Source organism: Candidatus Methylomirabilota bacterium, assembly GCA_035936835.1.
In the GTDB taxonomy this organism is placed as follows: domain Bacteria; phylum Methylomirabilota; class Methylomirabilia; order Rokubacteriales; family CSP1-6; genus AR37.
Map to the genome: position 1 here is coordinate 25086 of DASYVT010000199.1, position 19471 is coordinate 44556.

The 19471-nt window shown below is 66.9% G+C and carries 20 protein-coding genes; 13 read left to right on the forward strand and 7 right to left on the reverse strand.

What is annotated here, in order from left to right:
- Positions 1-106 precede the first annotated feature (106 nt).
- Positions 107-232, forward strand: a complete 126-nt coding sequence (locus VGV06_17965) for a hypothetical protein (protein ID HEV2057031.1) — start codon at positions 107-109, stop codon at positions 230-232.
- A 123-nt stretch (positions 233-355) separates the two neighbouring features.
- Here VGV06_17965 and VGV06_17970 read toward each other — a convergent pair whose 3' ends face one another.
- Positions 356-766: a cupin domain-containing protein gene (locus VGV06_17970; GenBank protein ID HEV2057032.1), complete on the reverse strand. Its 411-nt coding sequence runs from the start codon at positions 764-766 to the stop codon at positions 356-358.
- Between the two features lie 725 nt (positions 767-1491).
- Between VGV06_17970 and VGV06_17975 the strand changes: the two genes are divergently transcribed.
- Positions 1492-2361 carry an amidohydrolase family protein gene (locus tag VGV06_17975; GenBank protein ID HEV2057033.1) on the forward strand — a complete coding sequence of 290 codons (870 nt, stop codon included), beginning with the start codon at positions 1492-1494 and terminating at the stop codon, positions 2359-2361.
- A gap of 68 nt (positions 2362-2429) precedes the next feature.
- Here VGV06_17975 and VGV06_17980 read toward each other — a convergent pair whose 3' ends face one another.
- Positions 2430-2669, reverse strand: a complete 240-nt coding sequence (locus tag VGV06_17980; protein ID HEV2057034.1) for a hypothetical protein — start codon at positions 2667-2669, stop codon at positions 2430-2432.
- Positions 2670-3127: 458 nt separating this feature from the next.
- Here VGV06_17980 and VGV06_17985 point away from each other — a divergent pair, with 458 nt between their 5' ends.
- From VGV06_17985 to VGV06_18030, 10 genes are all read left to right on the forward strand, one after another.
- A complete protein-coding gene (locus tag VGV06_17985; GenBank protein ID HEV2057035.1) occupies positions 3128-3958 on the forward strand; it encodes a hypothetical protein in 831 nt (276 codons plus the stop codon).
- An 8-nt stretch (positions 3959-3966) separates the two neighbouring features.
- A complete protein-coding gene (locus VGV06_17990) occupies positions 3967-4185 on the forward strand; it encodes a hypothetical protein (protein ID HEV2057036.1) in 219 nt (72 codons plus the stop codon).
- A 949-nt stretch (positions 4186-5134) separates the two neighbouring features.
- Positions 5135-6166, forward strand: coding sequence for a hypothetical protein (locus tag VGV06_17995; GenBank protein HEV2057037.1), 1032 nt, complete (start codon positions 5135-5137; stop codon positions 6164-6166).
- A gap of 281 nt (positions 6167-6447) precedes the next feature.
- Positions 6448-7083, forward strand: coding sequence for a hypothetical protein (locus tag VGV06_18000; GenBank protein HEV2057038.1), 636 nt, complete (start codon positions 6448-6450; stop codon positions 7081-7083).
- Between the two features lie 254 nt (positions 7084-7337).
- Entirely contained in the window at positions 7338-8138 is an 801-nt protein-coding gene (locus VGV06_18005) for a fumarylacetoacetate hydrolase family protein (GenBank protein HEV2057039.1), read from the forward strand.
- A gap of 41 nt (positions 8139-8179) precedes the next feature.
- Positions 8180-9421 (forward strand): aromatic ring-hydroxylating dioxygenase subunit alpha, encoded by a 1242-nt coding sequence (locus VGV06_18010; protein HEV2057040.1) that lies wholly within the window; start codon positions 8180-8182, stop codon positions 9419-9421.
- A 2-nt stretch (positions 9422-9423) separates the two neighbouring features.
- Positions 9424-9882, forward strand: coding sequence for an aromatic-ring-hydroxylating dioxygenase subunit beta (locus tag VGV06_18015; GenBank protein HEV2057041.1), 459 nt, complete (start codon positions 9424-9426; stop codon positions 9880-9882).
- A 154-nt stretch (positions 9883-10036) separates the two neighbouring features.
- Positions 10037-10906, forward strand: a complete 870-nt coding sequence (locus VGV06_18020; protein HEV2057042.1) for an MBL fold metallo-hydrolase — start codon at positions 10037-10039, stop codon at positions 10904-10906.
- Positions 10907-10918: 12 nt separating this feature from the next.
- The gene (locus VGV06_18025; protein HEV2057043.1) at positions 10919-11737 is read left to right on the forward strand and encodes an SDR family oxidoreductase; all 819 of its coding nucleotides are present in this window, start codon (positions 10919-10921) and stop codon (positions 11735-11737) included.
- 13 nt (positions 11738-11750) lie between these two features.
- Positions 11751-12899 carry an LLM class flavin-dependent oxidoreductase gene (locus VGV06_18030; protein HEV2057044.1) on the forward strand — a complete coding sequence of 383 codons (1149 nt, stop codon included), beginning with the start codon at positions 11751-11753 and terminating at the stop codon, positions 12897-12899.
- 4 nt (positions 12900-12903) lie between these two features.
- Here the strand turns inward: VGV06_18030 and VGV06_18035 are convergent, their stop codons facing one another.
- Genes VGV06_18035 through VGV06_18055 form a run of 5 tightly spaced genes read right to left on the reverse strand, consistent with a single transcriptional unit; the run spans position 12904 to position 18222 of the window.
- On the reverse strand, positions 12904-13689 hold the full coding sequence (locus tag VGV06_18035; protein ID HEV2057045.1) for an alpha/beta fold hydrolase: 786 nt from the start codon (positions 13687-13689) through the stop codon (positions 12904-12906).
- Positions 13690-13706: 17 nt separating this feature from the next.
- On the reverse strand, positions 13707-14630 hold the full coding sequence (locus VGV06_18040) for a TIGR03619 family F420-dependent LLM class oxidoreductase (protein ID HEV2057046.1): 924 nt from the start codon (positions 14628-14630) through the stop codon (positions 13707-13709).
- A 33-nt stretch (positions 14631-14663) separates the two neighbouring features.
- Positions 14664-15908, reverse strand: coding sequence for an MFS transporter (locus tag VGV06_18045; GenBank protein HEV2057047.1), 1245 nt, complete (start codon positions 15906-15908; stop codon positions 14664-14666).
- A 47-nt stretch (positions 15909-15955) separates the two neighbouring features.
- Positions 15956-16894, reverse strand: a complete 939-nt coding sequence (locus VGV06_18050; protein ID HEV2057048.1) for an SMP-30/gluconolactonase/LRE family protein — start codon at positions 16892-16894, stop codon at positions 15956-15958.
- Positions 16891-18222: a hypothetical protein gene (locus VGV06_18055; protein ID HEV2057049.1), complete on the reverse strand. Its 1332-nt coding sequence runs from the start codon at positions 18220-18222 to the stop codon at positions 16891-16893. Before VGV06_18055 ends, VGV06_18050 begins: the two co-directional genes overlap by 4 nt.
- Before the next feature lie 124 nt (positions 18223-18346).
- Between VGV06_18055 and VGV06_18060 the strand changes: the two genes are divergently transcribed.
- Positions 18347-19462, forward strand: coding sequence for an acyl-CoA dehydrogenase family protein (locus tag VGV06_18060; protein HEV2057050.1), 1116 nt, complete (start codon positions 18347-18349; stop codon positions 19460-19462).
- Positions 19463-19471: the final 9 nt, after the last annotated feature.

Sequence of the window (19471 nt, forward strand, 5' to 3'; positions counted from 1 at the left end):
GAAATGCTGGTGCGCGTGATCGACATGGAGTGCAGCGTCCCGAAGCGCGCGGCCCCTGACGGCTGCACCGGGCGCGTCGCGGGCCGAACGACCGGCCGGCTACGGCATGGCCAACTACGAGCGCATCTTCCGCTCGCGCCAGGACGGCGGCGACGCGCGGCCGGCGACGGAGCTCTCCGCCTACGTGGAGCTGCTCGAGCGGGGGGGGAGGGCCGAGGTGCGAGTCAGCTGATCCCGGTGGGGGCGGGCGGGACCGAGCCGGACGGCTCGGGGGAGAGCGAGCAGCCCCGGTGGGCGAGGATCGTGCCCACGACCACCGGGTCCTGCACGGCACGCAGAGCACCGCCCGATCTAGCTATGGGTTCTTGATGATATCCACGCCGACGAGCACGACCTTGCTGGAGGTCTTGTTCTCGGCCCAGTGAGTGACGGTGCGCGCTTCCGTAAGGACGTCACCCGCCTTGTACTGCTTCACGTAGCCGCCTTCTCTCCCTTCCGTCAGCGTGCCTTCGAGGATGTAGGCGAAGGCGGGCCGGTCCTTGTGGCTGTGGATCCCGGCCACGCCGCCGGGTTCGATGGTGAGCTTCCGCAACCGCAACTGATAGCCCGACATGTCAGGAGCCAGATCGACGGTACTCACGACTTGCGCATCAACTCCCTTGGTGTCGACCGGGGGGCTCTGCTGGCCGATTGCCGTCCCGATTCCGACGCCTGCTACCAGCGTGAACAGCCAAGCCACGAACCGCAGCGAACGTCTTGTGCCCATAGGTCCCTCCGTCGGATGGGTGGAATTGGTGGGGGGAGGGTAGCACGTTTTGGCGTTCTGTTCGACGAGCACCGGAAAAATATCACGGCCATGTCTGCGGGATCCCGGCGTCGTGCGCACGACCGCCAGGGTCCTGTACGGTGACGATGATCCGCAGCCGGCCCCCACGGCGCGGACAAGTGAAGGCGTCGACGTCGAAGACGGGACCGGCTACAGCGCCTCGTACACCAGGTCGATGAGGTGGCGAGCGCTCAGGAAACATAGAGAGCGGGTTGCCCCCCAAAATTTGTAGCCGGCCAACGCCGCATTGTCACTCGGCTCACCGAAACACGGTTCTCCGATGTAGTCGGATCGTTATGACTCCGGCAAGTTACACGCGCCTCTGCCAAGGCGATGACTGAGAATAGGCTTTATGTCATCTACGCTCCTGCATCCGCCCACGGTGAACCGGCCGGCAAGATCGACCATGGGATTCATCCATGGCGGCGGTGCGTCCAGATTGCTCGGGCTGTGGCGCCAGAACTCGAGCTGCGAGCGCAGGCCGCCCGGCGCAAAGAGCAGGAGTGGAAAGCCCGACCCGTGGACTTCGTAGTTGATCTCGGCATCAGGACGCGTGAATACCGGCATCGTCATCCTTCCGGCGTGTGGTCACCGCGATTGCGGTGACCCGATAGCACCGTTTTGGACCTCGTCTCTCGGTTAGAATCCCCTGGGAGGAGATGCTTATGCGCGTGATCGACATGGAGTGCAGCGTCCCGAAGCGCGCCGACGCGCCGCCGACAGCAGCGCCTGGCCCGCCGCGAGCCGAGCGGCCTGCCGGCTACGGCATGGCCAACTACGGGCGCATCTTCCGCTCGCGCCGGGACGGAGGCGACGCGCGGCCGGCGACGGAGCTCTCAGTCTACGTCGAGTTGCTCGAGCGCGCGGGTATCGTGCGGGCCGTCCCCTTCGGCACCACCAACGACGAAGCGGCCGAGCTGGTGCGCGACTACCCCGACCGCTTCATCGGCCTCGCCCGCATCAGCGCGTTCGACGGCATGCGCGGGGTCCGCGAGCTGGAGCGCCGGGCGCGTGAGCAGGGCTTCCGGGCCCTCGGGGTCTCGGCCCTCATCGACGGCATCCCGGCCAGCGATCGGCGCTTCTACCCGCTCTACACCAAGGCCGCGGAACTGGACATCCCCGTGCGCATCTACTCGTCCATGAACTACGCGACCGACCGGCCGTACGACCTCGGCCACCCGAGGCACCTCGACCAGGTGGCCATCGACTTCCCCGAGCTGACGATCATCGGCGGGCTCGGGGGCTGGCCGTGGGTGAACGAGATGGTCGCGCTCGTCCGTCGCCATCCGAAGCTCTACCTCGACACCTCCGCCCACCGCGCCAAGTACCTCGGCCAAGCCGGCTCGGGATGGGAGATGCTGATGCAGTTCGGCAACACGCTCATCCAGGACAAGGTCCTGGTCGGGCTCTCGGCGGGCCTCGTCGGCCAGCCGCACGAGACGCTGATCAAGGAGTACCTGGACCTGCCGCTCAAGGACGCCGTCAAAGAGAAGTGGCTCTACGGCAACGCCGCCCGGGTCTTCGGGCTCGAGTAGGCGAGGCGCCCCGATTCGGATCTCCGCTTCATGGACCGCTCGTTAGCGGATGGGGCCAGCAAACAAGCTTAGGAGGCGGCCTTCAGGAGGGCCTTCTCGAGTGGCTTGGGCAGCACGATCGAGAAGAAACGATCCGCCGAGTAGCCGTAATCTTCTCCGCTTTCGTCGACGATGCGCACGTACCCGTGCTTTGCCGCCGTCGGATCGGGAATCGTTCGATACAGCTTCCCGACCTCCAACGAGGCCCTGTAGCCCTTGTTGTTGATGCATACGGCGAACTGGACAGCCGATTTGGTCTGTCTCTTCATGTCTCAATCGGCCATCGTTTCGACGCTTCGGATCCGGCCGACGATGTCGAAATCCATCGACCAACGCTAGCATGAGCCACCAGAGTCCGGAACGGTGTCATCTTTCGGATACAGTATCATGGCAAGACGTCGGTGCGGACGCATGAAGCTCGAGTTCGGGACTGCCTGACATCCCACCACGCCAGGTTGACCGTCATTGAAAACCGTCCCTGCTGCGTGGACGCCGAAGCCGCAGAGTTTCGAAAGTCACCTGCCAAAGCATAAGCGTGGTTGCCGAGAAGAAAACAACCTATGCCGAGGGCGTAGGTGACATGAAATCTATTGCCAGCTACGGTCAGCGCGGGCCTTTGCGTGTCAGGTTGGCACAGTGCTGTGACAAAAACGCCTTCGGGCTCGACGGGCGATGACTGAGAACGGGTTTTGTGTTATCTACGTTGCTGAGGATACCCTCCCGAGAGATGAAAGAGAGCGCGCTCGACAGGTTCCGTACCGAGTTTCGACGCTGGGTCGCCGCCCACAACAGGGCGAAGTGCTTCACGACGAACGCCAACGAGCTACTCGCGCGTCTCGAAGAGCGACTCGGCGAGGAGCGTCTCCTCCACATTGGAGCGGCGTTCCTCAACGATTGGTTAGAGACGGAACGCGGCTACTTCGTTCGCGAAGCTGACCTCGGCCCCGATCGGCATGGGCAGTTCACGATCACGCACCAAGGCGGTGGCAAGGTTGCTCCGTGCTGGGAACTGTTCGTCCAGCTCGCGGACTACGGGTGGCTGCGAACCGTCGCTGAGCGCCATCACCAACGCGTGCGCCTTGAGGATCGCCTCATGGACCTCACGGTGCGGGCGGGGTCGAAGCTCGTGCTTTACGTGGAGGAGAAGACAACCCGCGGTGCCGCCGAAAAGCTCCTCTCGGGAATGCGCCGCTTTGGGGACGCGGGCTTCAAGCTCGACGATCCCGACAAGGGCAAGGATGCCCTGCGAAAGGCAAAGTACCTCGTGAGACCCGATACGCACCCGCTCTATCTGGGGCTGAGCGCGATCGATTACAAGCATCTCTTCAAGGTCGATTACCAAGAAGCCAACCGCTTCCGATTACTCGACGACGACCGCGCTTTCGCCACCGTGCTTGCTGAGCATCCCGGTCTGGCGAGCGACGAGCCGCCCCCCCCTCGCCTGTCGATCCGCTCGCGAGCGAGATCGAGCACACGTGCCGTAACGTGTGGATCTCCGTCGGCTCCGGCAAAACGGCGTACAACTTTTACGTCCCCGGCCCTTCCGGCGACGCCTTGATAATCGGCGTGTACGAGAACGGGGCGGTCTGGACCGACATTGCCGCGCTTGGGTCTGAGCGAGCAGCACGCTTCGCAGCGGCCCTCGCGCGGATCGGCGTCGCCATCGATGTGACGAAGAAGTGGTGCATCTGGAAGAAGGATGGAATGAAGGTCTACCTCGGGGACGTAGATGCGGTTGCCGTCGCCGAGGCCGTGCGCGCCGCGATCCGCTCGACGGGTTCGTGAACCAGTCGGGACCGATCCTCACCGGACGTGGCTCGTGAGGACCACGCTGCCATCGGCATCTTGAGCATAGGAAACACAAAGGCTCTTATCGGCTCTGGGCCTTCACTGGGCGTCGACGTTCTCCCTTTTCAGTGTATCGTTGCGGAGACACTTGCGGGTTGCCGCGCTGAACGGAGAGCCGAGGCTGTGGCACTGTTCCTCGTGAGGGGACGCCTGAGAGCTACCGCTCAAGGACGCCGTCAAGGAGAAGTGGCTCTACGGCAACGCGGCCCGCGTCTTCGGGCTCGCGTAGCCATGGGAGGAGACCGATGCTGACCCCTGAGACGATGGACGCCACCGCCCGCGCCTACTTGGAAGCGCGCCGGTTGGTCATGTCGTCCCTCCTTATGCCCATTCGTATGATCCGCTCGGAGGGCTACTCAACCTTTTTCTCTTGCTCCAGATATTGCTCCACCAAGGCATCCGTCAACAGGCTGACGAGGTCCTGGCGTACATCCTCGGGCAAGGACTCGCTAGGTGACGGAGGTGGCGGAGTGGGCTCCATACCAGAGTATCCGGCGGTGCACGATGCTCAGAGGCGAATTGACTCGGCGCGTCGTGACGCGGAGCCGTATGTTGAGTTTCAGCAGTTCACCTTCAAGCGAAGGAGGCAGGGATGGCGACGTTGAACAGCACGTGCCCGAAGTGCGGGAAGACGGTCTCCGAGCAGGATCACAACGTCAGGAATGTGGAGCCCGCCATCAGACAGACAGGCCCCGCGGGAGTAGCGGGTATCCCGATGCAAGCTCACTGGCAGCACCGGCGGTGCCCCGCACGCTGATTCGTCAGTGAAGGCAGTGGGAGCCCGCTCACTTCCCCTTCGGCCCGGCGCTCCTTCCCCCAACCGCCCGGATTGAGAACGTCACCCATGAACGGTCTTCGAGTAAAATGACACGCGGAGGGCGCTGTGATGACTGCGCGGGTTTCTGCACTCTTCAGCGCGCTGATGCTGCTGATCGGCTGCGCAACGACGGCGCCGCCGACGCGGTATCAGAACGCCGCACACCCCGAGTACCGGCAGACCGACTTCGATCGCGATTGGTACGAGTGTCGGCGAGAGAACACACACCCGGTCGCCCAATCTTCGTCGTACCGACTCCCGTACAGTGCCGGCTCCGAGTCCAGCGAATCGATGGTGGTCGATGAGGACATGGCCCGGGCATGCTTCGCCGCACGCGGCTGGCGCCCCGTCACGTCCAGCACGATAGGGTTCCCCGCCACTCCAGCGGCCGGCAGTTCAACACCTACGGTCGAGGGCGCACGCACCGAGCGATTTCAACGGTTGGCTCGAGAGATGCTCGCCAAGCCGTATACTCGCGAGCCCTTCGCGTGTACAGACAGCGCCTGGCTGGCAGTCAAGGGGTACGTGGTCGATCTGGCGCCGTGGGGCGAAGCTGCTGGTCTTCGAAGAGGCGACCGTATCGTTGAGATTGGCGGCATTTCGTTGGCGCGGTACGACTCCGAGTCGGAGGCGTGGTCGAGAGTACCCCGTGGCGACAATGTGGCGGTACGTCTTTATCGCGCGGGCCAGGACATGTCGATCCAGGTGCCGTGTCGCGACGATGCGGAGGCATGGCGTGCCCGCGTCGCGGTTTGGCAGGCGATCGCTGATGGGCAGTGGCAGTCCTGTACCGACGCGGTCCAGGACTACATCCGGCTCAGGCGGGGGACGTCAGCGGGATTACTTCGTGTGGCATGGGAGTGCATGCGAGAGCGCGGGAAGGCCATGGGTCAGCGCCTCCCTGATCAGTATTGGCGCACATTGCACGCCTGGGCTTCGAAGGCCATTGATGAGGCGCGGTACCGACCAACGGGGTTGAGCGACATCCGGAGTCAGTTACTGGACGCCGCCGACGTGTTGGCGAAGGCCGGCTGGGCGACGTTGGCTGATGACATCAAAGCCCAAATTGCCGCGTTTCGAGAGGCATCCTCAACACCATGACGGCGCCTGACATTCTTGCAGAAGTGTTTCCACCTCTTGTAATCGAAGCATTGCAGTGCGCCCCGAATCCAACGAAGGAGCTTCGTACGAGGCTTCTTGTGTTGACAGCCGATCGACCGCACATACCGGAGCTCAGCGTATTCCCCGAACTCCGCGTATACCGAGACGCGTGGGGAGAGTACTTGAGCTGCGCGTGGCGACTGGGCTTTTTCGAGGGCTCCCACGGCGGAGACTTGCGAACTCGTCTTGTGGGCCGAGACGATGATCTATTCGCCTCGGCCATGAGCGAGTGTCTTGCCGCTTGGTTTCTTGCCGAGCGCCTCTCCATGGTTGTGTCCCCGCGTCCAAAGGGCCAGGCGGCGCACATTCTAGAGATGGCGATAGAATTGCCGGGCGGGCACATCAACGTCGAGGTCAAAGCACCGCATCGTCCCTTCCCTCTTACCACGCAAGCAGGCGATGACTCCGACGCGCTCCGTGCAGTAATCAAGTCGGCTAACGAACAGTTCGCGCGACACGAGAAGAACCTGCTCGTCATCATTCCGCGACTGCCTGTTTTCTTCTTCGAAGAGCCTTGGGCGCTCCAACGCCTCGTTGCCTTGAAGGCATTCGTTATCGAAGAGACGCTTCGGGTGGCGATTGATCCGGCAACGGGCGGACCCGCTGGGGCTGTCTACATTGCGATGCGCCCCTCTGGTGAATTCGTCAAGCCAAGGGGCGCGAAGGCGCGCCGGTTCACTAGAACCGGTGGCGCTCTACTCATAAATGAGCACGTCGGGATGCCGATGAGGTATTCCGCAATGTTGATTCACAACCCTTGTGCACTAAATCGGCTGCCAAAGGATTTATGGAACGGTGTCGATCAATTCTGTGAAGCCGATGGACAGTGGGCGTGGCGTAGTTCGGAGTGTGCTTAGCGCGTCGAGCATAGGAAACACAAAGGCCCTTGTCGGCTCTGGGCCTTCACTGGGCGTCGGCGTTCTCGCTCTTCAGTGTATCGTTGCGGAGGCACTTGCGACGTTGCCGCGCTGAACGGAAAGCCGAGGCTGTGGGACTGTTCCGCGTGAGGGGGACGCCTGAGAGCTGCCGCTCAAGGACGCCGTCAAGGAGAAGTGGCTCTACGGAAACGCCGCCCGGGTCTTCGGGCTCGCGTAGCCATGGGAGGAGACCGATGCTGACCCCTGAGACGACGGACGCCACCGCCCGCGCCTACTTGGAAGCGCGCCGGTCGCGCACACGGTACCGCCCGCTGGACCCTGCCGTCCGCTCGGCGCCGCTCGACGACGCCTATCGCATCCAGGACGCGCTGCACAGGCTCATGGCCGATGCCGGGCGGGGCGAAATCGTCGGCTGGAAGATCGCGCTGACCTCGAAGGCGATGCAGCAGATGACCGGGGTGGACCAGCCCGCCGCCGGCGCCATCTTCTCGAAGGTCATGCATCCCTCGCCGGCCCGGATCGAACTAACCGCGTATCACCACCTGGGCGTCGAGTTCGAGGTGGCGGTGCGGCTCGGCGACGATCTGCCGGTGAGCGGCACGCCCTGGACGCGCGCGTCCGTGACAGGCCGCGTGACCGCCTGCATGCCCGCCTTCGAGCTCGTGGAGGACGGGAATGCGGACTACAAGACGCTCGACGCCTTCACCCTCGTGGCCCAGAACGCCTGGAACGGCGGGGTCGTCCTCGGTAGGCCGGTGACGGATTGGCGCGGCGTTGACCTCGAGAGCGCGGTGACGCGGTGCTGGATCAACGATGCGCCCGGGGGCCAGGGCAAGACCGGCGATGCGCTGGGCCATCCCTTCGAGGCGGTGGCGTGGCTGGCGAATCTCCTCAACCGCCGCGGCCGCATGCTCCATCGCGGGATGATCGTGATGACGGGCAGCAGCATAACCACGAAGTTCCCGGCGCCCGGCGACCGCGTGCGCTTCGCCATCGACGGCCTCGGCGAGGTAACGCTCGAGGCCGCGCGGTAGCGCCGAGAGCAGACGTGCTATCCTCCCCGCAAGGCAACCGCATGAGCACATCGCCTCCGCGTCGCGAATGGCCCGGCGCGACTCTCGCCCGCGTCCCGTACTGGGTCTACGGGGACGAGGCCAACTACCGCGCCGAGCTGCGGCGCATCTTCGAGGGCCCCGTCTGGAACTATGTTGGCCTGGAGTCCGACCTCGCCCGGACTGGCGACTTCCGCACGACCTTCGTGGGCGAGATGCCGGTGGTCGTGGTGCGGGGCGAGACGGGCGAGATCCATGCCTTCGAGAACCGCTGCGCCCATCGCGGCGCCCTCATCGCGCTCGACGACTGCGGCTCGACCGGCAAGCGCTTCCAGTGCGTCTATCACGCGTGGAGCTACGACCTGCGGGGCGCGCTCGTGGGAGTGGCCTTCGAGAAGGGCGCGAACGGCAAGGGCGGGATGCCGGAGTCCTTCTGCAAGGCGGACCATGGACCGCGCCAGCTCCGAACGGCCACGATCGGCGGCCTGGTGTTCGCCAGCCTGTCGCCGGCGGCGCCGCCCATCGAGGAGTATCTGGGAGAGGCGGTGCGGGCGCGGCTCCTTCGCGTGCTCGGCAGGCCGGTCCAGGTGCTGGGCCGCTTCGTCCAGGCCCTGCCGAACAACTGGAAGCTCTACGTCGAGAACGTGAAGGACACCTATCACGCGAGCTTGCTCCACACCTTCTTCAGCACCTTCCACATCTCGCGCCTCACCCAGGGCGGCGGGGTGCTCGTCAGCCCTGACGGCGCCCACCACGTCAGCGCCACCATCGATCGCGGCGACGACCGGGGCAGCACCGCTTACCGCGACCAGGGCATCCGCTCGGAGAGCGACCGCTACCGCCTCACCGATCCGAGCCTCCTCGACACGGTGAAGGAGTTCGGCGACGACATCCAGCTCCAGATCCTCACCGTCTTCCCGAACCTGGTGGTGCAGCAGGTGTACAACGCGCTCGCGGTGCGCCAGGTGCTGCCCAAGGGACCGGGCGCGATGGAGCTGCACTGGACCTACCTGGGCTTCGCCGACGACACCGCCGAGATGCGGCGCCGGCGGCTCCGCCAGGCCAACCTCGTCGGGCCGGCCGGGTACGTCTCGATGGAAGACGGCTGCGTGGGCGGCTTCGTCCAGCGCGGCGTCGCCGCCGCGGAGGATGCACTGTCGGTCGTGAACATGGGCGGGGAGGGCGCCGAGTCCCAGGACACGCGGGCCACCGAGGCAGCGGTGCGTGGCTTCTGGAAGGCGTATCGCGCCTACATGGGCTACTAGCCGTGCTCGAGCGGGTGTCCCGGCTCAACGCGGAGTACGCGCGCGCCATCGACGACGACCGGCTCGAGGACTGGCCCGACTTCTTCACCGAGCCCTGCCTCTACTCCATCACGTCCGCCGACAATCACCGCCAAGGGATGCCCGTCGGCGTCATCTACGCCGACTCGAAGGGCATGCTGAAGGATCGCGTCGCCGCCCTGCGCGAGGCGAACGTCTACGAGCGCCAGTCGTACCGGCACGTGGTGGGCCTGCCCGCCATCCTCGGCGAGCGGGACGGCGCGGTGCGCGCGGAGACGCCATTCCTCGTGGTCCGCATCATGCGCGACGGCACCATGGCGCTCTTCGCCACCGGCCGTTACCTGGACGCCCTCGTCGAAGAGGCGGGTGTCCTCCGCTTCCGCGAGCGGGTCGTCGTCTGCGACAGCAGCCGCATCGACACCCTGCTCGCGATCCCCCTCTAGCGCCACAACGGCGTAACGGGCCTGCTGGCTGCCCTGGCCGCTGAAGGCCCCGGCGAAGTGACGTTCGAGGCCACGCGGGCGCGATAGACACTCCCGGCGCCGTTGACACAGGGGCGCGCGCGCCGTATGGTGCGCGCTTATGGAGGCCATACCCATGCGAGAGCGGAAAGTCGGCGACATCCTGATTACGCGCGTCATCGAGTCCGAGCGTCCCGACTTCGACGCCGGGCAGTTCTTTCCCACCATCACTCCGGAGCAGTGGGCGCCCTACCGCCAGCGCCTGGCCGGCTGGGCGATGGACCCGGGCTCGAACGGCCTCGTCTTCCCGATGCAGTCCTTCCTGGTGCGCACCCCGCACCACACCATAGTCGTGGACACCTGCGTGGGCGATCACAAGAAGCGCCTCCGCCCAAACTGGAACATGACCTCCAGCGGCGAGTTCCTCAAGCGATTCGCCGAGACAGGAGTCCGGCCGGAGCAAGTGGACTACGTGCTGTGCACCCACATGCATACCGACCACGTGGGGTGGAACACGCGCTGGGAGAACGGACGCTGGGTGCCGACCTTCCCCAACGCGAAATACATCATGTCCGAGAAGGAGCTGGCCTACTGGTCCACTCTCCACAAGGAGACGCCCCAGAACCAGATCGAAGACAGCGTGCTCCCGATCGTCGAGCAGGGCCGCGCCCAGCTGGTGAAGAACGATTTCGCCATCGGCGACGAAGTCCGGTTCGAGTCCACCGCGGGGCACACGCCCGACCACGTCAGCGTGCGCATCGTCTCGAAGGGCGCGGAGGCGGTGATCACCGGTGACCTCATCCACTCGCCGGTGCAGTGTCTCGAGACCGACTGGGTGCCCCGTCCGGATTTCGATCCGCCGCAGGCGGCGGCCACTCGCCGCGCCTTCCTCGAGCGCTACTGCGAACGCGACGTGCTGGTCTGCGCCTCGCACTTCCCGTCGCCTTCCTTCGGCCGCGTGGTCCGGGAGGGCAAGGCATTCTGGTTCGAGTACGCGAAGGCTTGAGGAGGAGATCGCATGGACCTGGGGCTCGAAGGCAAGCACGCGATCGTCACAGGCGGGAGCCTCGGCATCGGCAAGGCGATCGCGAGAGAGCTGGCGCGCGAAGGGGCGGATGTCGCCATCGTCGCGCGCACGAAGGAGACGCTCGAGGCGGCGGCGCGCGAGCTGGCGGCCGAGACCAAGCGACGCGTCATCCCGCTCGTGTGCGATGTCACCAGCAAGGCGCAGGTGGACGCGATGGTCGCCCAGGCGGCCGCGCAGCTGGGCGGGCTGCACATCCTGGTGAACAGCGGGTCCGCGCCCGGCGGGTCGGCCACCGCGACCGGCCCCATCGAAACCATCGTCGACGAGGACCTGCTCCAGGACTTCAACGTGAAGTTCGTGGGGGCGCTCCGCTGCGCCCGAGCCGCCATCCCCTACATGAAGGAGCAGGGCTGGGGCCGCATCATTAATATCAGCGGGTTGAACGCCCGCAACGCGGGGAACCTGAGCGGCGGCGCGCGCAACACCTCCCTCGTCCACTTCACCAAGACCCTGGCCATCCAGCTGGGCCGCTTCGGGATCACAGTCAACTGCGTTCACCCAGGCGTGACGCGCACCGAGCGCACCCCGCGCCTGCTGGCCGCCCGGGGCAAGGAGATGGGCGTCGACGCCGCGGAGGTGGAGAAGGGCGACTTCGCCCACGACTCGCCGCGCGGCAACGCCATCGGGCGCATGGTGGACGCCTCCGAGGTCGCCTACGTCACCGCCTTCCTCGCCTCAGACAAGGCCTGGGCGATCTCGGGCGAGCTCATCGTGGCGTCGGGCGGCGCCGGGCGCTCGGTGTTCTACTGATGCGGGGTCCGCGTTGATCACCCGCTTCTCGACCCTCTACGTCGGCCACATCGAGCTGGAGCGATGTGGGCTCGAGGGCACGCCCGCCGACGACCGCCGGTATCCCAACGAGCGCCTGATCGAGGTGTTCGACACCGCGGCGGCCCTGGCCCGCGCCACCGACGCGCTGGGGTACGAGACGTTGTGGCTAGCCGAGCATCACTTCCAGCACGAGGGATACGAGTGCATCCCGAGCATCCCCATGCTGGCGGTGGATCTGGCCCATCGCACGGAGCGCGTGAAGATCGGCTGCGCATTCAACGTCGTCCCCGCCTGGCATCCGCTTCGCCTCGCCGAGGACTACGCCGTCGCGGATATCCTCACCAAGGGGCGGGTCGTGTTCGGCGTGGGGCGGGGGTACCACACGCGGGAAGTCGAGACGTTCGGCAACCCGATGCTGGACGGCGAGGCCAACCGCGAGCTCTTCGAGGAGCAGGTGGAGATCATCCTCAAGGCGTTCCGCGAGGAGTCGTTCTCGCACCGGGGGAAGCACTACACGATTCCACCCGAGGTCCCCTATCGCGGCTATCAGCTGAAGGAGATCACCCTGGTGCCGCGTCCCCTGCGCCAGCCCGTCGAGGTCTGGCAGCCCATCGTGAGCGGCAGCGCGCGGGGCTTGGACTTCATGGCCCGGAACCGCATCAAGGGCGTCATCTCCGCCACCGCCGAGGAGCTCGTCGAGCGCTGGGTCCGCGACTATCAGGAGACGGCGCGCCGCCACGGCATCCCACTCCAGCTCGGGGAGGATCTGATCCTCGGCTTCCGGATGTGCATCGACGACACCGCGGACCGGGCCATCCAGCGCGCGCGCCCCTACTTCGAGGAGCACGCCAAGGTCATGGCGCCGCTCGGGATGCTGCGCTACAGCGAGGAGCACGTGAAGGCTGTCGCCGCGCGCCAGCCTCAGTCACCGACCACCGCCTCCCTGGAGAATGGCGTACACAATCGCTCCTGGCTCTGCGGCCCACCCGGAGACATCGTCACCTACCTGAAGGAGGTGGAGCGGCGATACCCGGGACTGGACCACGTCATGATCGCCTGGGCGATCGGAACGCCGAGAGACCTCATGGTCGAGCAGCTCACCCGCTTCGCCCGGGAGGTCATGCCCGCCTTTCGCCCGTAGCGCCTCAGCTCGAGAAGAACTCCAGCATCAGGCGATTGACCTCGGCGGCGTTCTCGTACGCGGACCAGTGGCCGGCCCGCGGGATCCGATGCGCGTCGAGCGCACTGATGACACCGCGGATCTCGCCGATCAAGAGATCCGCGGGCCGGAACGGGGAATCGTCGCGCTCACCCCAGAGCAGCCGGATCCGGCAGTTGAGCTGAGCGAGGTCGCCCAGGAGCGTCCCGCCACCGCTGACTTTGCGGCTATTGAAGCGAGTTTTTCTGACGCAGTCGGCCTGGATGTCCACCGTCTCTTCGGTGACGCTCGCCGGATCGCTGAGCATGTTGACGAGCAGGTTGTGGCGGCAGATCTCGCGGAAGAGTCTCTCGTCGTCTCCCGCTTCCTTGTAGCTCCGCGTCGGCCGGTCGGCAAAGCGGCGGAGGGGGAAGCCGGCGGGAGAGATCAGGCACAGGTGCGTCACCCGCGGGGCGAGCCGCCGAGTGAGATTCGCGGCGATGGCCGCGCCGAACGAGAACCCGGCAACGCGCAGCGGACCGCCACCCGGGAACATCTCGACGAATAGACGGTACACGAGGTCGAGATAGGCCGCGCCGGAGGTCTCGCGCGGGACCGGCGCCGAAGCGCCATACGCCGGGTGGTCGAGCGCATGCACGGTGAAACGCGCCGCGAGCGGCTCGACGTTCCGGATCCAGTGCTTCCACGAGCCCATGCCGCCGTGAAAGAGCACGACGTCGGGCCCGCTGCCGCTCCGGTGGACCGCCATGCCGGGAGCGCCGTCGCTGCGCACGGTGCGATCCTTCGCGATCAGGCGAGCTTGGGCCGCACGCGCTCGGCGAAGGCGACCATTTGCCCGTCCAGCTCCGGGCAGTCGGCGGCGAGGAACTCGAGGACCAGATGCTCGACTCCGCAGTCGGCCAGCTCCGCGATCTGCTCGATCAGGCGTGCCGGCTCGCCCGCGAGCACGCGGCCGCCATGGGTCGAAGCCGGCACAGCCTGGCCGGGCCCCTGGGCGGACCCCTGGGCGGACCCAAGGATGCGAACGTCGTTGCGAAGCGTGAGCGCGGGAGGCACGGCACGGCCGCGCGCCTGGCAGAGCCGCGCCAGCTCGGTTCGGCCGGCCCGCAGCTCCTCAGGCGAACGATTGATCGGATGCCAGGCGGCGCCGAACTGGGCGGTGCGGCGAAGCGCGGCCCGGCTGTGCCCCCCGACCCAGATCGGCGGGTGCGGCTTCTGCAGGGGCTTGGGCTCGAACGTGAGTCCGCTGAACTGCGTGTATTTTCCACTAAAAGATGGAGCCTGCTTCGTCCAGAGCTCCTGCATGGCCTCGAGGTACTCGTCGGTCATGGCGCCGCGCTCCGCGAACGGCACACCCAGCATGGCGCTCTCGGCCGCCACCCAGCCCGCGCCGATTCCGAACACGACCCGCCCGCCGCTCAGCGCGTCGAGCGAGGAGATCATCTTGGCCGTGACGACCGCGTTGCGGTACGGGACGATGAGCACCGTGGTGCCGAGCCGCACCCGGCTGGTCGCCCCCGCGATCACCGCAAGCGTCACGAGCGGGTCGAAGATGGTCTCGCCGAAGTTGACGACATTCGCGTGCGGCACGACGACGTGATCGCTGACCCAGACGGAGTCGTAGCCGAGCAGCTCGGCCCTGACGGCCGCGCCCCGGATGATGTCCGGCGTGGCCAGGTGCCGGCAGTTGGGAATCCAGATGCCGAATTTCATGGTGGGCTCTTCTACCGCGCCGTCAACGTGAAGTCAATGCCACATGCTCGCCCGCCACCTGATCCCGATGAGGAGCGTGAACGCCAGGCCGACCACCGACAGCGCGCTGATGGTCAGCGGATAGCCGATAAGATCGATGAGGGCGCCCGAGGCCATCAGTCCCAGCGGGAGACCGTAGACCGCGAGCATCCGGACACCCATGACCCGTCCCCGGAACCGCTCGCCGGCGGCCGTGAGCAGGCTGGCGGTCATCGAGATCATTGCCACGTTCTGGACGAAGCCGGCGACGAGGAGCGCGAGGAGCCCGGCCCGCAAGCTTCCCACGTGGCCGAAACCGAGCAGGACGGCGTACCAGATCGCCGTGCAGACCAGCATGAAGCGCTCGGGGCGGCGTGGCCCTCCCGTCACGATCGTGGCGACCGAGCCAAGAAGACCGCCGAACGCGAAGCTGGCGACGAGCCACCCGAGCCCCGTGGCGCCGACGGCGAAGACGTTCTTGGCGGTGTACGCCAAAATACCGTTCGACACGGGGTATGCGGTCAGGTTGATCAAAAACGCCAGCCACATGGGAGCGAGCAGCGCGGGCGTCCTCAGGACGTAGAGGAGCCCGTCCTTGAGATCGCGGCCGCGCGAGGGGCTGGATATTCCGACCGTGCTTACGACCGTCGAAGGCGCGCGCGGCGCTCCACCCGGATCGGGCACCGGATGCCTTCGCGCCACGCCGAAGGTCAGCGCTAGGCTCGCCGCATAGAAGACCGTAACCAAGAGGTAGGTGGGCCCGATGCCGAGGACGGTGGAGAGCTCCGCGCCGGCGAGCGCGCCGATCACGCGGGCGGAATCCGTGGTGGCGCGGGACAGGCCCACGGCGCCCATCAGGTGCTGCGAGGGAATCGTTTCGCCGATGAGCGAGTTCCTGAGCACGAGATCGTTGGGGCGGACGATGCCGGCAACCGTCGCGATGGCGAAGACCCACAGCGGCGTCAGGTGCCCGTTCAGGCTCAGGATCGCGAGGAGCAAGGCCAGGACGACGTAGACCGCGCGCATCGCGAACAGCACGGTCCGGCCGCCGAGCCGATCGCCCAGCACCCCGAACATCGGCGCGAGGAGAGTGCCCACGAACAGCAGAGAGCCGAAGGCGGTGAGCAGGAGCACCGAGCCGGTCTGGACCATCACGTACCAGCTCAGGATGACCGTCTCCATCTCGAACGCCAGCGACGTGAGCAGGTCGGCGGGGAACTGGAAGCGGAAGCTGCGGACGCGGAACGCGGCCAGGGTCAAGAGACGTCGTCGTCCTTGCTAAGGATCCGCCGCTGCAGGCGGGGTGACTACCGGTTGAGGTGGCGAAGCGGGAGCCCGGGGCGCGGCCACTCGAACGACACGAGCGTGCCGCCCATCGACAAGGTCGCGTACGCGGTGCGCAGGTCGCGGCCGCCGAAGCAGACGTTCGTGACCATCATGTCGGGCAGCATGTACTGGTCGACGCGGCTGCCATCCGGCCAGATGTCGCTCACGGCGCCCGTGATCAAGGTTGCCACGCAGACGTGGCCCTCGGCGTCCACCGCCAGCGAATCGAACATCTGGTAGCCGCCGAGCCCGACGACGACCTTGCCCTTCTCGCCCCGGTACGGTCCGTTCGCCGACTCGATCTCGCCCGGGGCCGAGAGCCGGAACGACCAGCAGCGCGCCGTCGGCGTCTCGACGACGTAGAGCGTCTTCAGGTCCGGCGAAAGCCCGATCCCGTTTGGACGCTCGAGCGGGAAGATCGCCTCGCGGATCAAGGACCCGTCGGCCTTGGCGTAGTAGACGATACCGCGGTCATTGTCGCGCTCGCGCGTCTTGCCGAGGTCGGTGAACCAAAACCCGCCGGCCCCGTCGAACACGAGGTCGTTCGGCCCCTTGAGCTTCTGGCCGTCGCAGCGGTCGTAGAGCGTGTCGAACATGCCGGTCTCGGGATCCACGATCTGGATGCTTCCGCCGGCGTAGTCATCGGCCTGGAGCACCGGGAAGAGCTTGCCGGGCCGCTCGACGAACTTGAGCCCGCCGTTGTTGGTCACGTAGATCTTGCCCCCCGGCCCCATGGCCGCGCCGTTCGGGCCGCCGCCGAGCTTGGCGATCACGTGGATCGTCCCGTCGGGCGTGACCCGCGACAATGTCCGGCGCTCGATCTCGACCAGGATGACGGAGCCGTCCGGCATCGCCACGGGACCCTCGGGAAAGCGCAGTCCTGACGCGATCTGCTTGTACGCGGGCGTGAGCGTCGTCATCGCGATTCTCCTGGGGTCCCCTGTTGCGCGGCGAGCCCTGCGCTCGCTCGATCGAGCCAGCCGAGGTCCCGAGGCGACGCGCGTCGCTGGAGGCGCCGGCGCACGAGCCGGAGGGCGTCGTCGTAGCGTTCGAGCGAGAGATAGCATGCCACCATCGTCTCTTCGAAGATCTCCCACTGGGCGTGGCTGCCACCCATGCGGTGCATCTCGCCCTCGACGGCCTCGAAGTACTCGAGAGCGCCCGCGTGATCGCCCGCCACGAACGCCGCGGTCCCCTGCACCAGCGGCAGCGCGACTGTCCCAGCGATCGGATGCCCCTTCGCGTGGAGCGCCCGCAGGCCATCTATCAGCTTCGCGAGCGCCCTCTCGTCACCGCACGCCGCGTAGGCGAGCGCCGCGTGGATCTCGCCGAACACGAAGCCGGGCCGTGAGACCCGCTCGGCGAGGTCGGCGAGCGCTCGCCACGCCGGCGGCTGGTCATGCCCGCCGTCGAGCCGGACCCTCCACAGGAGCGCCGCACCGTCGGTCATCGCCGACCGTGGATTGACGCCGCCCAGGATGTCGCGCTCGAAGATCTCGAGAGCGCGCGCGTAGCGGCCCCGGTGCAGCTCGAACATCCCCAGGTGCCACGCGAGATGACAATGAAATGACGCGCGCCTGTCGTATCCGGCCATCCAACCTGAAAGGTACGCGGTGCCCGCCTCGGTGTCCAGGGTTTCGAAGGCGATGTGAGCGAGGTTGTGGACGGCGTTGGCATTGCGTGGGTACTGCTGCAGCGAGCGCTCCGACAACCGCCGGGACTCCTCGAACCGGTCCACCTCGTGGTAGGTGAACGCCAACGCTGACTGGAACCACCAGTCATCGCCGTACGCGGGGGCCAGCCGCTCGATGACGGCCACGCGGTGCTCCTCGCGGTCGCTTCGGCCGGCCAGGGCGATGGCGTTACTGGCCTGGTTGACGAGCACGGCATCGCGCGGAAAATCCGCCACGTGCTCGTCGACCAAGGCGAGCCCGCGGGCGGTCTCCCCCGCGATGAGGGCGCTCAAGGCCTCGACATGCTGCCGCTCGCGCCGGGTCGCGCCGGCCACCGTTTCGCGCGCCCGCGCGACCGCGGCCCGCGCCGACCTCGCGTCGCCCTGCAGCAAGGCCAGGATCGCGACGCCCGAGTGCGCCACCGCGAGCCTCTCGTCCGCCTCGAGCGCCGCCGAGAAGGACTCCTCGGCGCCCGCGCCGTACGAGAGCAGCTTGTCCATGCCGTCCTGGAAGCGCTCGGCGGCGACGGCCGACGAGGTCGTGACCTCTAATCCGTAGCGGTCGGTGATGGCCATGAGGAGGCAAGTATAGCCGGGCGGCGCCGGGCGTGGTGAATGGAGCGCGGCGACGGTGCGGCGCCAGGCCCGGCCCCTGGTCCGGCTGGCGTCGAGCCGGCGGATACCGTATGATCCTCGCGCCGTGAACTTCGACTTCTCGTCCGATCAGAGATCCCTGCGGGAGCAGGCTCGGAAGTTCCTTGCCGAGCACGCCTCCTCCACCCGCGTCCGGCGCATCCTCGAGGGCGCCGCGCCGTATGACGCGGAGCTCTGGCGTGGGATGGCTGAGATGGGCTGGATGGGCACCGCCATCCCGGAAACCCATGGCGGCGCCGGCTTCGGCTACCTCGAGCTGTGTGTCATCGCCGAGGAGCTGGGCCGGAGCCTCGCGCCGACGCCCTTCTCGTCCACGATCTACCTCGCTTCCGAGGCCCTGCTGCTCGTGGGCAGCCCAGCCCAGAAGAAGCGCTGGCTGCCGCGTGTCGCTCAGGGAGAGGCGATCGGTTGCTTCGCGCTGGCCGAGGGCCCGCAGGTGGCGACGCCTGGCAATATCACGACGCGCGCCGACGACGGGCGCGTGAGCGGCACGAAGATCCCGGTGATGGACGGCGACGTGGCGGATTTCGCCATCGTCGTGGCCGGTGAGGCGGACGGCCGGCGGGCGGGCCTCTTCCTGGTGGACCTGACGGGCGCGGGTATCACGCGAACTTCGGTCACCACCGTGGACCCCACGCGCTCCCACGCGCGGCTGGTCTTCGACGGCGCCGCGGCCGAGCCACTCGGCGCTCCCTTCGCTGGTTGGCCCCTGGTGGAGCGCCTGCTCGACCGCGCGGCCGTGCTCGTGGCCTTCGAGCAGGTCGGCGGCGCGCAGGCGGCGCTCGACATGGCGCGCGACTACGCGCTCGGCCGTTTCGCCTTCGGCCGCCAGATCGCGTCCTTCCAGGCCATCAAGCACAAGCTGGCCGACATTTACGTGGCCGTCGAGCTGGCGCGGTCGAACGCCTACTACGGCGCCTGGGCGCTCTCGAAAGACGCGCCCGAGCTGCCCGTTGCCGCCGCAACCGCGCGCGTGGCCGCTACCGAGGCCTACTATCAGGCCGCCAAGGAGAACATCCAGGTGCATGGCGGCATGGGCTTCACCTGGGAGTTCGACTGCCACCTGCACTACCGGCGCGCCAAGCTCACCGGCCTCATGCTGGGCAGCGCCCGCCGCTGGAAAGACTTGCTGGTGACGCGGCTTCAAGCCGGCGCCGCCTAGGAGATCACC

Coding starts and splice junctions, on each gene's coding strand:
- VGV06_17965 (HEV2057031.1), top strand. CDS start 107: ATGGCCAACTACGAGCGCATCTTCCGCTCGCGCCAGGACGGCGGCGAC.
- VGV06_17970 (HEV2057032.1), bottom strand. CDS start 766: ATGGGCACAAGACGTTCGCTGCGGTTCGTGGCTTGGCTGTTCACGCTG.
- VGV06_17975 (HEV2057033.1), top strand. CDS start 1,492: ATGCGCGTGATCGACATGGAGTGCAGCGTCCCGAAGCGCGCCGACGCG.
- VGV06_17980 (HEV2057034.1), bottom strand. CDS start 2,669: ATGAAGAGACAGACCAAATCGGCTGTCCAGTTCGCCGTATGCATCAAC.
- VGV06_17985 (HEV2057035.1), top strand. CDS start 3,128: ATGAAAGAGAGCGCGCTCGACAGGTTCCGTACCGAGTTTCGACGCTGG.
- VGV06_17995 (HEV2057037.1), top strand. CDS start 5,135: ATGACTGCGCGGGTTTCTGCACTCTTCAGCGCGCTGATGCTGCTGATC.
- VGV06_18000 (HEV2057038.1), top strand. CDS start 6,448: ATGAGCGAGTGTCTTGCCGCTTGGTTTCTTGCCGAGCGCCTCTCCATG.
- VGV06_18005 (HEV2057039.1), top strand. CDS start 7,338: ATGCTGACCCCTGAGACGACGGACGCCACCGCCCGCGCCTACTTGGAA.
- VGV06_18010 (HEV2057040.1), top strand. CDS start 8,180: ATGAGCACATCGCCTCCGCGTCGCGAATGGCCCGGCGCGACTCTCGCC.
- VGV06_18020 (HEV2057042.1), top strand. CDS start 10,037: ATGCGAGAGCGGAAAGTCGGCGACATCCTGATTACGCGCGTCATCGAG.
- VGV06_18025 (HEV2057043.1), top strand. CDS start 10,919: ATGGACCTGGGGCTCGAAGGCAAGCACGCGATCGTCACAGGCGGGAGC.
- VGV06_18040 (HEV2057046.1), bottom strand. CDS start 14,630: ATGAAATTCGGCATCTGGATTCCCAACTGCCGGCACCTGGCCACGCCG.
- VGV06_18050 (HEV2057048.1), bottom strand. CDS start 16,894: ATGACGACGCTCACGCCCGCGTACAAGCAGATCGCGTCAGGACTGCGC.
- VGV06_18055 (HEV2057049.1), bottom strand. CDS start 18,222: ATGGCCATCACCGACCGCTACGGATTAGAGGTCACGACCTCGTCGGCC.